The 16467-nt window shown below is 67.9% G+C and carries 6 protein-coding genes; 2 read left to right on the top strand and 4 right to left on the bottom strand.

The window, feature by feature from the left end:
• Window positions 1-140: 140 nt before the first annotated feature.
• Both ACFVDO_RS17555 and ACFVDO_RS17550 read right to left on the bottom strand, forming a co-directional pair.
• On the bottom strand, window positions 141-4991 hold the full coding sequence (locus ACFVDO_RS17555; protein ID WP_378858758.1) for a discoidin domain-containing protein: 4851 nt from the start codon (window positions 4989-4991) through the stop codon (window positions 141-143).
• Window positions 4992-5146: 155 nt separating this feature from the next.
• Window positions 5147-6127, bottom strand: coding sequence for a LacI family DNA-binding transcriptional regulator (locus ACFVDO_RS17550; protein ID WP_378886873.1), 981 nt, complete (start codon window positions 6125-6127; stop codon window positions 5147-5149).
• Between the two features lie 286 nt (window positions 6128-6413).
• On the opposite strand from ACFVDO_RS17550, the gene ACFVDO_RS17545 reads away from it, so the two are divergent.
• Window positions 6414-11243 (top strand): Ig-like domain-containing protein, encoded by a 4830-nt coding sequence (locus ACFVDO_RS17545; protein ID WP_378858760.1) that lies wholly within the window; start codon window positions 6414-6416, stop codon window positions 11241-11243.
• Between the two features lie 103 nt (window positions 11244-11346).
• Window positions 11347-12099: a FadR/GntR family transcriptional regulator gene (locus ACFVDO_RS17540; protein WP_378858761.1), complete on the top strand. Its 753-nt coding sequence runs from the start codon at window positions 11347-11349 to the stop codon at window positions 12097-12099.
• Here ACFVDO_RS17540 and ACFVDO_RS17535 read toward each other — a convergent pair whose 3' ends face one another.
• Both ACFVDO_RS17535 and ACFVDO_RS17530 read right to left on the bottom strand, forming a co-directional pair.
• On the bottom strand, window positions 12100-15213 hold the full coding sequence (locus tag ACFVDO_RS17535; protein WP_378858762.1) for a glycoside hydrolase family 2 TIM barrel-domain containing protein: 3114 nt from the start codon (window positions 15211-15213) through the stop codon (window positions 12100-12102).
• A complete protein-coding gene (locus tag ACFVDO_RS17530; protein ID WP_378858763.1) occupies window positions 15210-16394 on the bottom strand; it encodes an ROK family protein in 1185 nt (394 codons plus the stop codon). The genes ACFVDO_RS17535 and ACFVDO_RS17530 overlap by 4 nt, the downstream gene beginning before the upstream one ends.
• Window positions 16395-16467 lie beyond the last annotated feature (73 nt).

The following is a 16467-nucleotide window of genomic DNA, read 5'->3' as shown; positions in this document are numbered from 1 at the left end:
GCACGCGACGGCTTCCCGCGAGGCCGCACAAGTCCGCGGACAAGAGACCGAGAGGCACCCGGCGCCGGAGGCACCTCCATCGACCGACGAGAAACGGCCCGACGTCCCCATTGGGGGACGCCGGGCCGTTTCCGCGCGGGCTACTGCGCCGTCGGGCCGAACGCGCTGAACTCAGCCAGACCGACCTCGCCGTGCAGCGCCTGATTGTCGAACACGTTGTCCGGGTCGACGGTGAACCTCAGCCAGGAGGTCGTGACCGGGGCATCCAGGGTGATCATGTTGTCGGGCTGACCGTCCCACTTGATGCCGGTGACCTTCTTGCTGCCGCCCTCCCATTCCAGGACGCCCTCGACGATCTGGTTGACCTCGTGGCCGCGATCGACGAGGTTGACCCGGTCGATCTTCACCGGTCCGCCGAAGTCGAGGCGGATCCACGGCGAGACGTCGCTCTGCTTGGAGGCCCACGAGGTGGCCCTGTCGCCGTCGATCGCCTTGCTGCCGAGATAGCGGTCGTCGACTGCGTTGCCGTCCGGTACGCCGTTGCGGTCGCGCACGGACGAGACCGTGACGGTCGCGGCGCTCGCCAGGTTGTCGCCGGTGAGCTTCAGCGACACCGGTGCGGAGAGCACCTCCACCCCTCCGAGCGCGACCTTCGCCTGCACCGTGGCCGGGACGACCCCTGTGACAGGCTCGGTGAGCTCGATGGTGGTCGAACCCGGCACCTGCCGCAGCCGCTCGTCGCTGAACGTCAGCACCGTCGTGACCTCGGCCGTGTCGGCCTCCTCCCCGGTGTTGAGCGTGGCCTTCACCGTGGCCTGCACAGGCTGCCCGACGCGGATGATGCCCGCGCTCAGCGACAGCTCCACGCTGCGCACGAACGTCGGCAGCGACAGGCGCCCTCGGTCATCGACCTTCACCGTGAAGTAGTCGGATGCCCGGTATCCGTCGATGTCGGCGGAGACGACCACCTTGGCCTGTCCGGGCGCCACGCCGCGGAGCCTTCCTCGGGAGTCCACGGCGAGCACCCGCGAGTCGGACGACACCACCGTCACCGCCGAGGACGGCACCGCGGCCGGGTCGCCCGCGAAGTCCCGCCCCGCGACGTCGATCGTCGCCGTGCGCCCGCTGCTGTCGACCTTCGGCTTCGCCGTGATGCTCGCCAGACCCGTCATCTCGTGGGTGGCATTGATCTGCACCTCGAGCAGGTCGAGGGACGACCCCGCCGATCCCTCCGGGAACGAGATCCGCACGTGCTGTGCGACCCCGGTCACCGGGTAGGAGTCGACGTTGCCCCAGAAGATGGCGCCGCTCGGACCATTCGCCGAGGCCGCGTCCTTCCAGTTCTCACCGTCGACGCTGGTCTGGATGACGATCCTGCGCGGCACGTTGGCGTAGCGCTGTCCCGCCTCGGCGAACGCCAGGCCGATGCTGGAGAGCTCGGTCGGGGCCGCCAGATCGAACTGCGCCCACGATGCACCGTCCGCGGAGGTGCTCCACCCGGAGCCGGTGAGATGGTCGGCGTCGATCAGGATGCCGTCGGTGAGCCTGCCGGCATCCGCCGAGGCATCGCTGGTCGTGACCTTCGCCGCGCCGGCGACGTCGCGGACGGGAAGCAGGTCGAGGAACACCCTGTTGCTCGTGACCGTCCTGCCGTCGAGCTTCACGTCGGCCCAGACGGCGGCGCGGGTCGGTGTCGTGAGCTGAGGCGTCGTCAGCTTTCCGTCGGCGAAGCCGAAGCCGTCCACCTCGGTGATCGCCACCGGCACCTCCTTGGTGCCCCCGGTGACATCGACGATTCCTCCGTGCCAGGTGACGTCCGCCGCATCCAATCGCACGGACTGGCCGTGGTCGGAGCGTCCGTCCAGCGCGATCGACGGCCGGGCGCTGATCGGGAACGAGCCATAGGTCTCGTCGCCGCCGATGCGCAGCACTGCGGAGGACAGGTCCTCGCCGATGTAAGCGACCTTGTCGCGCACCGAGATCGTGACCTTCGTCTTCTTCGTCACCGATCCGGCCTTGGCCGTGACCGTGACCTCGACGGATCCGTTCGAGTGCGGGGACACGCGGCCCTCGTCGTCGATCTTCACGACCTTGGCGTTCGGCACGCTGTACGTGACGCGATCCAGCTTCGTCGACAGCGCCGGATACGTCATGTACCCGCCGGTCTCCAGCTGCAGGCGGCCACCGGAGAGCGGCTTCCCGTCGACCGTGACGTCGGTCAGGCGGTAGTCCCGTGCCGGGTCGTCGGTGCGGATCTTGATGATCGTGTCCACGGGGTCGGTGGCGACCGCGCCCAGGTCGATGCTCAGCGACTGCCCGTCCTGGCTGAAGTCGCGCAGCTTCTCGCCAGTGTTGAGCACGCTGACCGAGGTGACGTCGTGCGAGATGCCGCCGATAGTCAGCTTCCTGTCCGCGATCGCGTCGAAGCCCTTCTTGCCGTCCGGCCCCCTCAGGATGTGCAGGTAGATGTCGTTGTCGCGCGCGGTGGCGTAGCCCCACTGCGGCCCGGTGGTGGCATTCGGGTGCGCGAACTTCTCGTAGTTGCCGACCCCGTCGTCTTCGTAGCCGTAGCCGGGCAGGTAGAACGGCCTGGTGCCGGTCACGGATTCGAGCAGGTTGACCCCGGCCTTCGGAGCGAACCAGTCCGCCACCTGGTCGCGGACGGTGATGAACTCCTGGGCGCCCTTCGGATAGCGGGTGACGATCTCCTCCGGGGAGTGCCAGTTCGGCCCTCGTCCGTCCATGATCGTCTGGTCGTTGTTGTCGACGTAGCCGCGGCCCGCGTTCATGATCGTCTCCTGCGCCACCAGGCGGAAGTCGTCGCGCTGCGGGTAGTACGGCGAATCCTGGTTCCTGGTGCCGAGGATCTTCCACGGCTCCATCGGGGTGCGCTTGACCAGATGGTTCGCGCTCGCGTTGGAGTAGATCTCGGATGCCTCGTTGGTGCGCAGGTCCGGGTCGCCGTACTCCTCGCCCCAGGCGTTGGAGTCGATGACGACGTCGGCGCTGTGGTTGCGCACCGCGCTGTACATGACGTCGTAGTTGGCGTTCGGCATGGACTGGGGGCCGTCGAAGTAGAGGTAGCTCGGGTCGTAGCGGCCCAGCAGGTCCTCGACGTTCTGCACGAACACGTCCGTCGAGAAGTGCTGCAGCCCGCCGCCCTCAGTGGCGTAGTACATGCCGACGTCCATGCCGTAGCGGCGGATGGCGTCGACCATCGGCTTCAGGCCGTCCACGACGTTGCCGTCTGCACCCTTGGGCAAATACTTCTGACGATCGCCGGCCGGGTCGGAGAACTTCGAGGGCCAGTGGTAGTTCTGCTGCAGCGCCTCGACCGAGACCATCGCGAGCCCCTGCGCCTTGGCGCGGGCGGCCCACTGGTCGAGCGAGTAGTTCGGGTCGACGAAGTAATTGAACATCGGCGCGGCGTGGGTGAGCGCGCTGACCCTGCCCTCTTCGAGCCTCCGGTTCGGGCGCTCCTTGACCGTGAGCTCGAAGCGCTTGGTCGCCGTCGCACCGGAGGCGTCCGTCACCTGCAGAGTGAACCGGTAGTCGCCGATCTTCGCCTTCGGGCTGATGATGCCCTTTCGGCTGGACAAGTCGGCCTTGCCGTTCGCGAGTCCATCGGCGATGGTGCCGTCCGCGCCGAGCTCGAGCCCCTCGGGGAGCTTTCCGTCGATGAGCTTCCAGGTGTAGCCGGGCTGCCCGCCGCTGGCTCCGAACTGGAATGCCGAGGCGGACACACCATACTTCTTGGAGGTGACCGACTTGTTCCAGACGTACGGCCACTCCCGGTAGCCGGTCGGCAGCTGCTGGGTCGGCAGGTCCTTGCCCGCCGTTCCTCCGGCCTTCAGCCCTGTGGTGTCGATACGCAGCTTGTCGGCCGGTCCGTTGACCGAGCTGACCACGCCGTCGATCCGGTTGCCGTCCTTGTCGGAGACGCGGCCGTAGAAGCCGAGGTACGCGACGTCCTGGTCCTTGGCGATCGGCACGCCGTTGCCGTTCACGTCCTCGGTGTAGGTGTGCTTGATCTGCAGGAGCACCTTGTTCCAGCCCTGCTTCAGGTCGACCTGCTGCCGGGTGAGATCCTTCTGCACCTCGACCGGAGTGCTGGGCGCCGTGACGCAGCGGTCGTTCACGTACAGCCGGTACGAGCCGCTCGCCCCGACGTTGACGAACGCGCTGCGGGCCTCGGGGCTGTACACGTAGGTGTGCGCATAGACGAACTTGTTGCGGGTGTCCTCGTGCTTCTTCACCTCGAAGTAGCCGTACAGGTCCTGGTAGTCGTCGTAGTTGCGGTTGTAGACGCGGTCGTCGAAGTACTCCCAGTCGCTCGACTGCGAGTCGTCACCGAGCGTGCCGCCGAGGACCGGCGCGATGGAGGCATCGCCTTCGGAGGCCGCGGCCCGCTGGTAGACCTCCACCTCGGAGAGGCCGGTGATCGACGGATAGGGAGTCACGCCCTTGTCGATCGCGATGGTCAGCGAGGTGACGCCGGAGAGGGTCGTGGGATGCGAGTAGACCGTGGGCTCCGAGGGGGAGGCCGAAGTGCTGTTCACCCGCTGCGACGTCACGGTGGAACCGTCCGCAAGAGTGAAGGTGAGGTCGTAGTGCTTGTTCACGTGCCGACCGTCGCCCCACTGCGCGAGGCGCACCTCGTTCAGCGAGATGGGGGATGCCCAGGTGAGCGTCACAGTCGGCGCCGGGTCGTTCTCAGCCACCCACTGCTTGCGAGTGTCACCGTCGATGAGCTGGGCCGGCGGGTTCGCAGCCAGCGCGGAGGACGCCGTTGCGGTCGCGGTCTTCGCGAGGTTCGGCTCCGCGGTGACCGCGCAACCGTAGATGTCGTCGGCGACCGCCGTGTCGAACGGCCCCGAAACGAGCCAGGAGTTGATGAACGGCGCAGTGCCGGTCACCTGCTGCGCCTGCGCGGAGCCGGTGCTCGCGCCGAGCACGAGCATCGTGGAGATCAGCGCAGTCGCGCTGATCATCGCAATCGGTTTCCTACGGGGACCTGTCATGGTGCTCCTCCGGGGGTGCGGGTTCTTCGGTGAACCGACGAGGGGGATCGCCTTGGGGCGGATGCCGTCCTGCTTAGACGATTAAGCAGGACGCTAGCAAACGTGTGACGTTTGGGTCAAGAGCTTCAGCGCGCTCGGCCGGCCGGACTCGTCGAGTCACGTTCGAACAGGACCGGCTCGAGTTCGAGCACCCTGTTCTGCGGGATCCGCGCATCGAGGGCGCGCTCCAGCACGAACGCGACGATCCGCTCGCGCATGTCCTTGCCGCCGACCGAGCTGATGCCTGCGCTCTCAGCGAGCCCGGAATCGCCGATCCCGATCACTGCGACGTCCTCCGGCACGCGGAGCCCGAGTTCGCGGGCCGCCTGCACCGTCGCGAAGGCCGCGAAGTCCGCCTCCGCGAAGACGGCGGTGGGGCGGTCAGGCATGCTCAGCAGTTCGCGAGCGGCACGGTAGGGGTCGAGTGCATCCTTCGCGAACTCCGCGAGATACTCCGCGCGGACCCCCTGCCCGGCATCTGCCATGGCGTCGAGGTAGGCCCCGCGGCGCACCCCGGCCTCTCGTGCGCCGGCGCTGACAGCAGAGAGGCAGGCGATGTCGCGGTGCCGTTCCAGCAGATGCTCTACGGCCATCAGCGCGGCCCGGCGCTCGTCGAAGCGGATGACGTCGAAACCGTCCGGCGCGAGGGTCGACGAGTAGACAACGAGTTTGCGCATCACCGGGCCGAGCGCCTCGCGCCACTGCCCGGGTTCGGTGGCCCCCGCGGCTGCGACGAACGCCGCGTCGAACTCGCTGCGGGACAGCGCGGCCGAGAAGTCCGAATCGAGCGCGATCAACGTCGTCAGCCCGTGCGCCGGCGCCTGTTCGGTGAAGGCCTCCGCGAGCTCCTGCGTCCAGGGGTCGCCGAGCATGTGCAGCACGAGCTGGATGACCCCCGTGCGCCCGGTACGCACCGACCGCGCCATCCGGTTGGGCAGGTACTGCAGGTCGGCCGCGACCTGCCGCACCCGCTCCGCTGTCTCCTCCGAGAATCGCGCTCCTGACTTCCTGGTTCCGGAGAGCACGTACGACGCCGTCGCAACGGACACGCCGGCGCGTTCCGCCACCTCGCGCAGCGTGACCCGCGCTCGCACATCTCCCGATCCCCTGCCCATATCGACTGAAGCCTAGTGCGCGGCGAGGAGTACACCGCCGCTGACCATCTCGCCCTGGACGATGTACCTGATTCATGTTCAATGGTCGAATCGCGACACTCAGATCCAGCGCGCGGGATACACATAAGAACAGGGAATATCAACCCTTGCCTCTCGCCAGCATGATCTGATCTACTCTGCGCTGAAGTTCGCTTGAATCAGATTCATATACGACTCGATGAGGAGTGAGGACGCCATCATGACCAGTTCCCGCAGAAGACGGCAGCGATCGGGGAGCATCCTCGTCGCCGCCGCAGTGGTCGCCGGATGCATGCTTCCGCTGCAGCCGGCGCAGGCCATGCAGACCAGTGGAGATGCGCCGTATCTGAACCAGTGGCTGGTCTCCGGCCCGTTCACCACCCCCGTGATCACGGAGGCGGATGCCCCGGACGCCGTCCTCGGAGCGGAGGTCGTGGCACCCGACGGCGCGGAGAAGTCGACCTGGCAGTACTTCGACGACCGGATCTTCAACCGCAACTACGACGACTACAACGATCTGATGGGCTACTTCGACGTCAAGCAGGGGCAGCCCACCACGAACAAGTGGGTGCTCGCCGCCACGCACGTCTACAGCCCTGTCGCGCAGACCGTGCAGTGGCAGGTGGGCGGCTCCGGTGTGTACTCGCTGTTCGCGAACGATCAGAAGGTGGGCGCGCAGACCGCCGTGTCAGGGCGGGTCAGCAAGCCCGGCACTCGCTATGCGGTTCCGCTGAAGGCCGGCTGGAACGAGCTGGTCATCCAGATCCAGCACCGCAATCCCGACTCCGGCAAGAACTTCCTCGGCTTCTACTCGAGGATCTCGGATGCGAGCGGGAACACCGTACCGGGGCTGACCTACTCGGCCTCGTCGACTGCCGCAGACGACCTCGAGATCGTCACGACCGGACTCGACGTCGACAAGAAGGCGTTCCAGATGCGCAATGCCGACGTTCCTGCGAACGACTACCCCGGAAACGTCCTCCCCTACGCCTACGACGAGAACCCGTACGTCGCGATGAAGGCCACCCTGGACGGCAAGCCGAACGGATCGAGCATCGCGCCTCAGGCATCCGCCTTCACTTTCCAGGCCGCCGGCGGCGCACCCGGCTACCAGTGGGCCGTCGTCGACGGCGAACTTCCCCCGGGGCTGTCCCTGGCCGCAGACGGCAGCATCAGCGGCACCGTCAAGGACGGCGCCCAGGGCAAGCGCGCCAAGGACTACGCCTTCACGGTGAAGGTCACCGATGACGACGGCGCCACGGCGTCGAAGAAGTTCTCCATCACCGTCAAGGAGAACCCGGTCGACTGGTTCATCGACGGCAAGATGTCGGCGCTGTCGCACACCACCGGCACCATGCCGAACCTGTACGACCCGAACTACAACTACGACGAGTGGGCGCGCACGGCCAAGGAGATGGGCATGACCATGCTCTCCACCGAGAGCCTGCAGAACACCGTGTACTACTGGCCGTCCCCGAATGCCGACCTCACCCCGAGCGACGCCAACAAGCTGTTCAAATACAACGCCCTGGAGCAGGGCGACGACGGCAGTTGGCACGTGAAAGATCGTGTGCAGCAGGCGAAGGAGGCCGCGGAGCGCTACGGTCTGCGCTTCGGCGTGTACGTCTCGTCGCAGTACGAGGGACGCAACATCCTGGAGAGCGACATCCAGAACCTCGTCGCCCGATACGACCCCTGGTACCTCTTCGCCGACGGCGGCCCGGAGTCTTACTCGAACACCGACGTCGCGTGGAGCTCGGCCCGCAACTACAACGACCGGGTGCTCATCGATGCCAACCCGAACGCCCAGACCGGCGACCAGGACATCACTCTGCACGAGCGCCCGTTCTGGAACGCCGAGCCCTACAACGAGGGCGGCTGGGTCAACGGCATCCTGAAGCAGGGGCGCAAGGCCGCGCACGAGGAGTGGAACGACCCGTACACGACCGCGCTGGACGTGTGGACGCAGTACGCCAAGGGCAATGAGCGAGATGACTGGCGCGAGGCGACGAAGGAGCTCATCAACCAGTACGGCCACGGCTACGTGATGAACTACGACTCATCCATCACCGTGACCCGCGGCATGGACAACCTGAGCAGCAATCTCGACAACGCGAACATCTTCTCGATGGTGCCGGTCTCGTCGCAGCAGCTGTCAGACATGCGCCAGGGAATCATCGGGTGGATGGACAACGCAGGCGGCCCCGATCTGCGGGAGTCCCTGTACTGCACGACGCCGTACACGCTCGACTACGAGCGGAAGCCCGGCTGGTTCGAGGACCCGCAGAAGGCGATCGCCTTCGGCCAGGGACCGGACTGGGGCTATGCGATGTCCCGCGACCAGTACGTGTACCTGCACCTGATCGAGAACCAGATCAAGGGCACTGCGAAGTCCGGGCTCACCGGGGCCGACACGCTCAAGCAGGTCGGCCCGTTCACACACGACGTGTCGAAGGTCGAATGGCTGAACAAGGGCGCCGCGCTGCCGTTCACGTCCACGAAGACGGATGCCGGCTATTACGTCAGCATCGACACCTCGTCGGTCAACAGCGATCCCATCGACACAGTGATCAAGGTCACCACGAAGGACAAGACGCGCGACTATTCGCTGTCGAGCGTCAAGCTGTTCAGCAGCCAGGAGCAGCCGCAGCTGCTCAAGCTGCGCGCCGAGAGCTACATGAACGGGTACACGAACGTGCTGGCGCCGACGAAGCTCAGCTACGCGAGCAACAACACCGGCGTCGCCCGGCCGAGTGGGAAGAGCGGCGTCATCCACGCCGGGGCCGACGGCACGGCGACGATCACCGTGACGGCGACCTATGACGACGGCGTGAATGCGCCGCAGGTGAAGAAGGACACCTACCCGGTCATCGTCCGCAATGGCGTCATCTCGCCGGATCTCCCGCTCACCGGCGTGGAGATGACCACTGACGGCGCACAGTTCTGGAAGGGGCTGGAGGCACGCGAGCACGTGGATGTCGGTTTCACCGGATACACCGGGAAGGGCGGCGGCGTCGACATCGTGAGGCCATCGGATGTCGTCTACCACTACGCGACCGTCGACGGACGACGGAACATCCCCGGCGGCAAGATCGCCATCGCCGAAGTACCGGCCGGCCAGGTACCGTTCGTCGCGGCGGACGGGAAGCTGAAGGTCACCGGCACCGTCGACAAGCCGACGATGTACGCGTACTGGGCCGACATCACGGTGAACGGCAAGAGCTTCACCTCGTCGCGCAACTTCGTGACCGTGCGGCCCGACTCCGATGCGGCCGCGGGGCTGACGCCCGAGGTGTCGACCGACGCGGAGCACGCGAAGGATCTCTCCGACGGCGTCATCAACGACGCCACCGGTGCGAACGTCTCGCGGTGGCGGGTTGCTGCCGGAGAGTCCGGCAGCATCACCTACGACCTGAAGTCGCTGCAGGAGCTCACCCGGGTGAACGTCTTCTTCGACCACCACATGCCGGACGCCGACAACGTGACCTACCGGAATGCACCGCAGAAGCTGAAGATCGAGTACAGCAAGGACGGAAAGGCGTGGACGACGGGCACGGAGACCACGGAGCTCTCCGGCGGCGGGCTGCCCACCTCGCGCAACACGAAGGCCGTGCCGAAGAACGACACGACGCTGTACGGCTGGGAGCAGGAGGGCAACTACTACGACTACCCGGTCGATCCCGCGCACGACAGCGTGCAGGCGCGCTACGTGCGGGTCTCGTTCCCCGAGGGCGGGCAGGACGGCAAGCCGGTGGACGTGCTCGAGGTGCAGATCAAGTCGCTGCGCGACCTGACTCAGCTGGGCAGCATCACGCTCGACGGCGACATCGCCCGCGACGGGAGGACAGCGAGCATCGACGTCGCCGGGCACTCGTTCCTGGACCAGCGGATCGCTCTCTCGCGGAAGTCGCTGAGCTTCCGCAGCGAGAGCCCGCAGGTCGCGAGCGTCGATGCGAACGGCGTCGTCCGCGCGGTGTCGCAGGGCAGGGCGAAGATCACCGTCACAGCCGACCGCGACGGATACCGCGCGAGCGAGTACTTGTACGTGGATGTGGACGCCCAGGGGCGGATCACACTGCCGACCTACCTCACGGGAGTGAGTCTGAAGCTCTCTGCTGACGATGTACGAGTCGGCGCTCCGGTGCTCGCCAGCCTTGAGGGCACGCTGAACACCGGAGAGAAGGCCAATATGTCGAAGGCCGACGTCTCGTACGAGTTCAACGACCCGCGGCTGAAGCACGTGCCGGGAAGCAGCACGATCGTCCTGAGCCAGCCGATCACCTCGGCCTTCACCTCGACGGTCAGGGCCGTGGTCACGCTGAACGGAGTGACGCAGAGCTCGAAGGAACTGAAGCTGCGCGCCGTGGGCGACAACCTGGCGGCGCTCGCCGACGCGACAGTGACATCGGTGCGTGACCGCAACGGCGCGCCGGACGGTGACAATCAGGACTCGCGGTACGTCGCGGCGAAGGCGGTGGACGGCGACAAGGCGACGTCGTGGGCCGCGAAGCAGACCGACACCACCCCGTCGATCACGCTGAACTTCGGCAAGGCGACCACGATCGAACGGGTCAACCTCGTCGACCGCGGACACGACGTCAACGAGATCAGCGAAGGCCTCCTGGAATGGGAGGGCGGCAGCAGGATGGTGACCGGCATCGACTGGGAAGGCCAGCCCGACAACATCGTTGACTTCGGCACGCCGATCACGACGTCGTGGCTGAAGTTCACGATCGACCCGAACAACGCGCACGCCAACCCCGCCGGCGCCGAGGTCGGCCTCGCCGAATTCCAGGCGTACGGTCCGCAGGGCGACCGCGCGATCGTCGACACGGTGCACGTGGCTGTCGACACGACGGTCGGGAAGACGCCCGCGCTGCCCGCTCAGGTCGATGCGGTGTACTCGGACGGCAGCACGCAGTCGGTGCCGGTCGGCTGGGAGGCCGTGCCGGCGGATGCGCTCTCGAAGCCCGGCTGGTTCGTGGTGACCGGAACAGTCGCGGGGACGTCGGTGAAGGCGCAGGCCGTGGTCACGGTCTCGCAGGGGTAGCCGGTCACCGGCCGTGATGAGCCCGGCGCCGCCCTGAGCGACGCCGGGCTCCCTCGCGTCAACCCCGATAGGCTCGACGACATGTCGAGGGGGAGAGCACCGCGTGGCTGAGCCAGGACCCGACGCACCGGCACCGGCATCCAGTTACCGGCCCGGCTACGAGATCGCCGCAGAGCGGATCCTCGAGTACATCGTCGAGCAGCAGCTGCCCCCTGGCACGCGACTGCCCACAGAGAGCGCACTGGCGGAGATCGTCGGGATGTCGCGGACGATCGTGCGCGAGGCGGTCAAGATCCTGTCCGCGCTCGGGCGCCTGTCCGTGCAGCGCGGACGGGGGATCTACGTGGCCAGGCCGCCGGAGGTGCCCTGGGGTGCCTCGCTCTCCGGCTTCCTGCCCGCCGACCCCGACCAGGTGGGCGAGATCTTCGAGTTCCGCCGCTTCGTGGAGCTCAGCACGACGGAGCTCGCATCGCGTCGGGCGACTCCCGCCCAGGTGCGGACCATCCGCGACGCCGCCTCGCGCACCCTCGAAGTCGCCGCGGGCGACCTCGAGGAGTTCAATCGGGCGGATGCCGCGTTCCACCGCTCCGTCGGGGAGGCGGCGGCGAACAGCTTCATGCTGGGATGCCTGGATGCCGTGCAGCGACTTCAGCGCCAGGTCAGCGTGATCGCCCTGGCCAGCACCGCCGGCGGATCCGTCTCCACCGCCGCTGCGCAGCATGTCGCGATCGCCGCCGCGATCGCCGACGGCGACACCGAGCTCGCTGTGCGTCTGATGGCCGAACACGTCGATCTCACCGCTCAGCAGTTCAAGAGCGTCATCCTGGAACGCATGCTCGGCGCGACCGAGAGTTGATCACGCCGGCAGCTGCCTCACCCGCGCCACGACCGTCCTCGCCTCACTGCTGAGCATGTCGCCGGGCCAGACGTCGGGCCCGCACGAGCGCGAGCCGATGCCGTTCTGCGCGGCATCCAGGTAGAGGTGGGTCGCGACCGGCGCCGGCAGCTCGTGCGGATGCCTCGCCTGCGCCAGCTGCTGCGCGGTGTGCCGGGTGAGCGTGAACCCCGGCCGGCGGCCGTGCAGGTCGGCAGGGGTGTCGAATCGCACGACGGGCACGCCGTCCGCCACGAGGGTCAGCTCGCGAAGATCCCCGCGGTGACCGTTCTCCTGCGGCCTGGCATAGGGCACGTTCAGTTGGTCGATCCCGGCGGCGAAGCGTCCGATCCGCACCGCGTGGTCGGTGTCGGGGTACGACTCCCCCGGCCCTGCGCCGAACCATCGCGCGCCGTCGACCGTCTGCGGCAGGTCGATGCGCACGCCGAGCCGAGGCCAGATGTACGGCCAGTCCGAGGTCGGTGCGAAGTCGAACCGCACCCACAGGTCACCGCGGTGCAGCTGCCAGGTCTCGGTGAGCGTGACGGCGTGCCGCGAGTTCGGCGGCGACCACCGGCTGCGGGTGCTGATGCCGCCGTCGAACGTGTCGACGGACTCCACCCGGCCGCTGAGCAGGTGCAGGTAGTCCCGCGCCCAGACATCCGCGTGCGGGGGATCGATGTCCGCTGTGGAGTAGTCCACCGGCTTCGTCGGGTCGTATCGGGTGGAGTTCACCGATCCGGCGCCCCGGTCGTTGTCGGTGGGGGCGCGAAAGAGCTCGCAGCGCACGGGCCCGGTCGGCAGACCTGCCAGGGATGTCAGCCGCCCGCCGACGAACGTCGCCGCGCCCAGGCTCGCGCGGTGCCCGGCGGATGCCGGCGCGGTCGTCGCCGGAGGAGGCGGGGCATCCGCTCTGGCGCGGTCGCGCACGCGTCGGGGCGTGAGATCGAACTGCGCGGTGGCGACCACGTGCCCCGCCGGCGCCCAGGGCAGATCAGCGGCGTACTGCGCCTCGACGGTCACCAGCGTCTCCACCTCGTCGTCGCCGGCCGGCGCCGGCGTCCGCAGCATCCGGCACTCGCCGGGCGCGAGCGGGGCGCCCGCGATGTCGATCGCCGGACCGGGGATGCCGTCGATCTCGACCCGCCCGACGAACCGCACCGGCGCGATCGCGACACCCGCGTGTCCCCGCACCTCGACGCTCAGCACGCCGTCCTGCACAGCGGGCGCCCCGAACTCCACAGGTGCGACGACCGCCGCGTACTCGAGCAGTCCGGGGCTGGGCGTGCCGTCGGAGAACACGAGGCCGTCCAGCACGAAGTTGTCGTCGTGCACGCGCTCACCGAAGTCGCCGCCGTAGGCGAAGAACTCTTCGCCGTCGGGGGTGGTCTGCCGGATGCCGTGGTCGCGCCACTCCCACACGAATCCGCCGTGCAGCCGGGGGTACCTGCGGGTCCCGTCGGCGTTGTGCGCCCGCACCAGTTGCTCGTACCGCGCCAGGCCGCCGGGGCCGTTGCCCATCGCGTGCGCGTACTCCGCCATCAGGAACGGCCGAGTGCGCACGCGAGCCGCCTCAGCGAAGTCTGTGGCCCAGGGCGCCGTGCCGTCGTCGCTGCAGATGCTCTGCACATCCGCCACCGAGGTGTACATCCGGGAGTACACGTCGGTGTAGCGCCCCTGATAGTCGCCCTCGTAGTGCACGGGTCGCTCGGGGTCGCGCGCCCGCACCCAGTTCGCCGCCTCGGCGAGGTTCTCGCCGGTGTGCGACTCATTGCCGAGCGACCACATGATCACGCTCGGATGGTTCTTGTCCCGCTCGACCGTGCGCCGCATGCGATCCACGACGACGTCGCGCCACTCCGGCTCGCCGCTCGGATTCCGCTCCCACTGCACGGGCTCGGACTTGCCGAAGGCGTGCGACTCGTAGTCGTTCTCGAGCACCACCCAGAACCCGATCTCGTCGATCAGGTCGAGCACGCGCGGATGCGGCGGATAGTGCGACGTGCGGATGGCGTTCACGTTGTGCCGCTTCATCTGGTGCAGTTCATCGCGCACCCAGGCCTCGTCGAAGACTCGGCCGTGGTCGGGATGGGTCTCGTGGCGGTTCACGCCGTTGAAGATCACCTGCGTGCCGTTCACGCGGATCTCGCCGTCCACGATCTGCACGGTGCGGAAGCCCAGCTGCAGGGTGATCGTCTCGCCCGCGCCGATGACGGATGCCTGGTAGAGGCGCGGAACCTCTGCCGACCAGGGCTCGACGGTGTCGATGCGGACCGCCCGCACGTCGTCGGGCTTCGCCCACTGCACGTCGACGCCGAGTTCGGGCACCAGCAGGCTGATCGGGTACGCCGATGCGTCGGCTATCACCTCCGGGAGGATGTCACCCGCACCGGCATCCGGATCGAAGGCGGTCCGCAGCCACACGTCTTCGATGCCGCCGACCGGGCGGGCCTGAAGCGTGACATCGCGGAAGATGCCGGGCAGATACCACTGGTCCTGATCCTCGACGAATGTCTGCGCCGACCACTTGTGCACGCGCACCGCGATGATGTTCGGCCCAGGATGCACCGCCGCGGTCACGTCGAACTCCTGGGACAGGCGGGAGCCTGTGCCCACACCGATCTCGTGCCCGTTCACCCAGACCCGGTAGATGGACTCGACGCCGTCGAACCGCAGGACCACGGCGTCGAACCGGGCACGATCGAGCCATTCCTCGGGCACGTCGAATGACCGACGGTGATCACCAGTGGGGTTCTCGTCCGGAACGAAAGGAGGATCGATCGGAATGCTCAGCTGGCTGTTCGTGTACTCCGGGCTGCCGAAGGCGCCGTCGCCGGTGAGCACCCAATGGCACGGCAGTCCTATCGTGGCCCACTCCGCATCGTCGAACGCGGGGTCCGCGAATCCTTCCGCGGCTTCACCTGGTGGGAGAGTCGCGGGAGCGCCGATCGACCCCGGCACCCCGGGCAGCAGGCGGAACCGCCACTCCCCGTTGAGCGAGAGCGAGGGAGCTGAAGAATGCAACCAGGATCGCGCCCGGCGCCGGGCGCCGCGTCCCGGGCTGACTGCCGTGACATAGTCGGGTGCGCCGCTCATCCGGCGGCCTTCAGCGTCTGCGCATCGGCGAACGGGTTCGCGAACAGGTTCTTCTCGAACTCATCGAGAGCCAGACGCACTGCACCGATCGCGGCTGCGCTCTCGCCGAGCGGCGAGGCCACTACCCGCGGCTCGAACACAGCCACGGGAGCGAGCCGGGAGCGGATCGCATCGACCGCGATGTCGCCGGCGGCGACCACGCCTCCGCCGACCACCACGACCTCGGGGTCGACCGTGATGATCAGTCCCTCGACGCCCGCGGCGAACTCGTCGGCGAACTCCGTGACGGCTCGGCGAGCCCTGATCTCACCCCGCTGCGCGGCTTCGAAGACGGTGAGCGGGTCGACGGCGAGCATCTCCTCGCGCGGAAGGTCGTCGACACTGACGCCGGTGAAGCTGACCAGCTTGCGGTATGCGTCGACGAGCCGGCGGCCGGACTCGGGCGGGATCTCACCCGCAGCGCCGTGATGGCCGAGCGGGGAGACCCCGTCGATGAGGTATGCCGAGCCGAGGCGACGACCGACGTGCAGGTAGACGGCGCTGCTGCAGCCCACCGCGGCGCCGACCCAGTATTCGCCGAGGACAGCCGCACGCATGTCGTTGGCGATGTGGACCCGGACGGGAAGGAACTCGCCGAGCATGTCGGCGAGATTGTGTCCCATCAGCTGCGGGATGGTCGAACGCACGACTGTGCCGTCGGCCTGGGCGATGCCGACGGTGGCCGCGGATGCTGCCAGGATCTGCGAGGATTCCCGGCCCGCCAGGCGGAGCGCCTCGGTGATCGCCGTCCGTGCGGCGGCGATCCGCTCCTCCGCGGTCGCCCCTCCGGCCACGGGGTAGTCAGCGCGTCCGATCATCCGACCGGACAGATCCGAGACCAGAGCGCGAACCCAGTGCGGTGCCAGGTCGACGCCGAGCACGCATCCGGCCTGTGAGTCGAACCAGATAGTGCGCGCCGGGCGCCCGGCCGCGCGCCGCCCGCGCCCCGGCTTCGGCGCCGCTTCGGCGAGCCAGCCCTGGCCGATGAGCGCGTCCACCACGTCTTCCGCCGTCGGCCGCGAGATGCCGGCGGCCTGGGCGATCTCGGTCACCGTGTAGCGGTCCGCACCCTCCACGTCGGGCTCGGGCGCCGCACTCCCCTGGGCGCCGTGCAGCAGTCGCAGCACGGCCGCGACGTTCATCCGTCGCAATGTAGAGGCATCGCCCGCGTAGGCCGCACCATTGTCGCCACCCTTGACCGACATAAAGAATCTC

The organism is Microbacterium sp. NPDC057741, from assembly GCF_042798735.1.
Lineage (GTDB): Bacteria > Actinomycetota > Actinomycetes > Actinomycetales > Microbacteriaceae > Microbacterium.
Note: the sequence above shows the minus strand (reverse complement) of the source record. Positions and strands in the feature narration are given on the sequence as shown.

Coding starts and splice junctions, on each gene's coding strand:
- ACFVDO_RS17530 (WP_378858763.1), bottom strand. CDS start 16,394: ATGAACGTCGCGGCCGTGCTGCGACTGCTGCACGGCGCCCAGGGGAGT.
- ACFVDO_RS17555 (WP_378858758.1), bottom strand. CDS start 4,991: ATGATCAGCGCGACTGCGCTGATCTCCACGATGCTCGTGCTCGGCGCG.
- ACFVDO_RS17545 (WP_378858760.1), top strand. CDS start 6,414: ATGACCAGTTCCCGCAGAAGACGGCAGCGATCGGGGAGCATCCTCGTC.
- ACFVDO_RS17535 (WP_378858762.1), bottom strand. CDS start 15,213: ATGAGCGGCGCACCCGACTATGTCACGGCAGTCAGCCCGGGACGCGGC.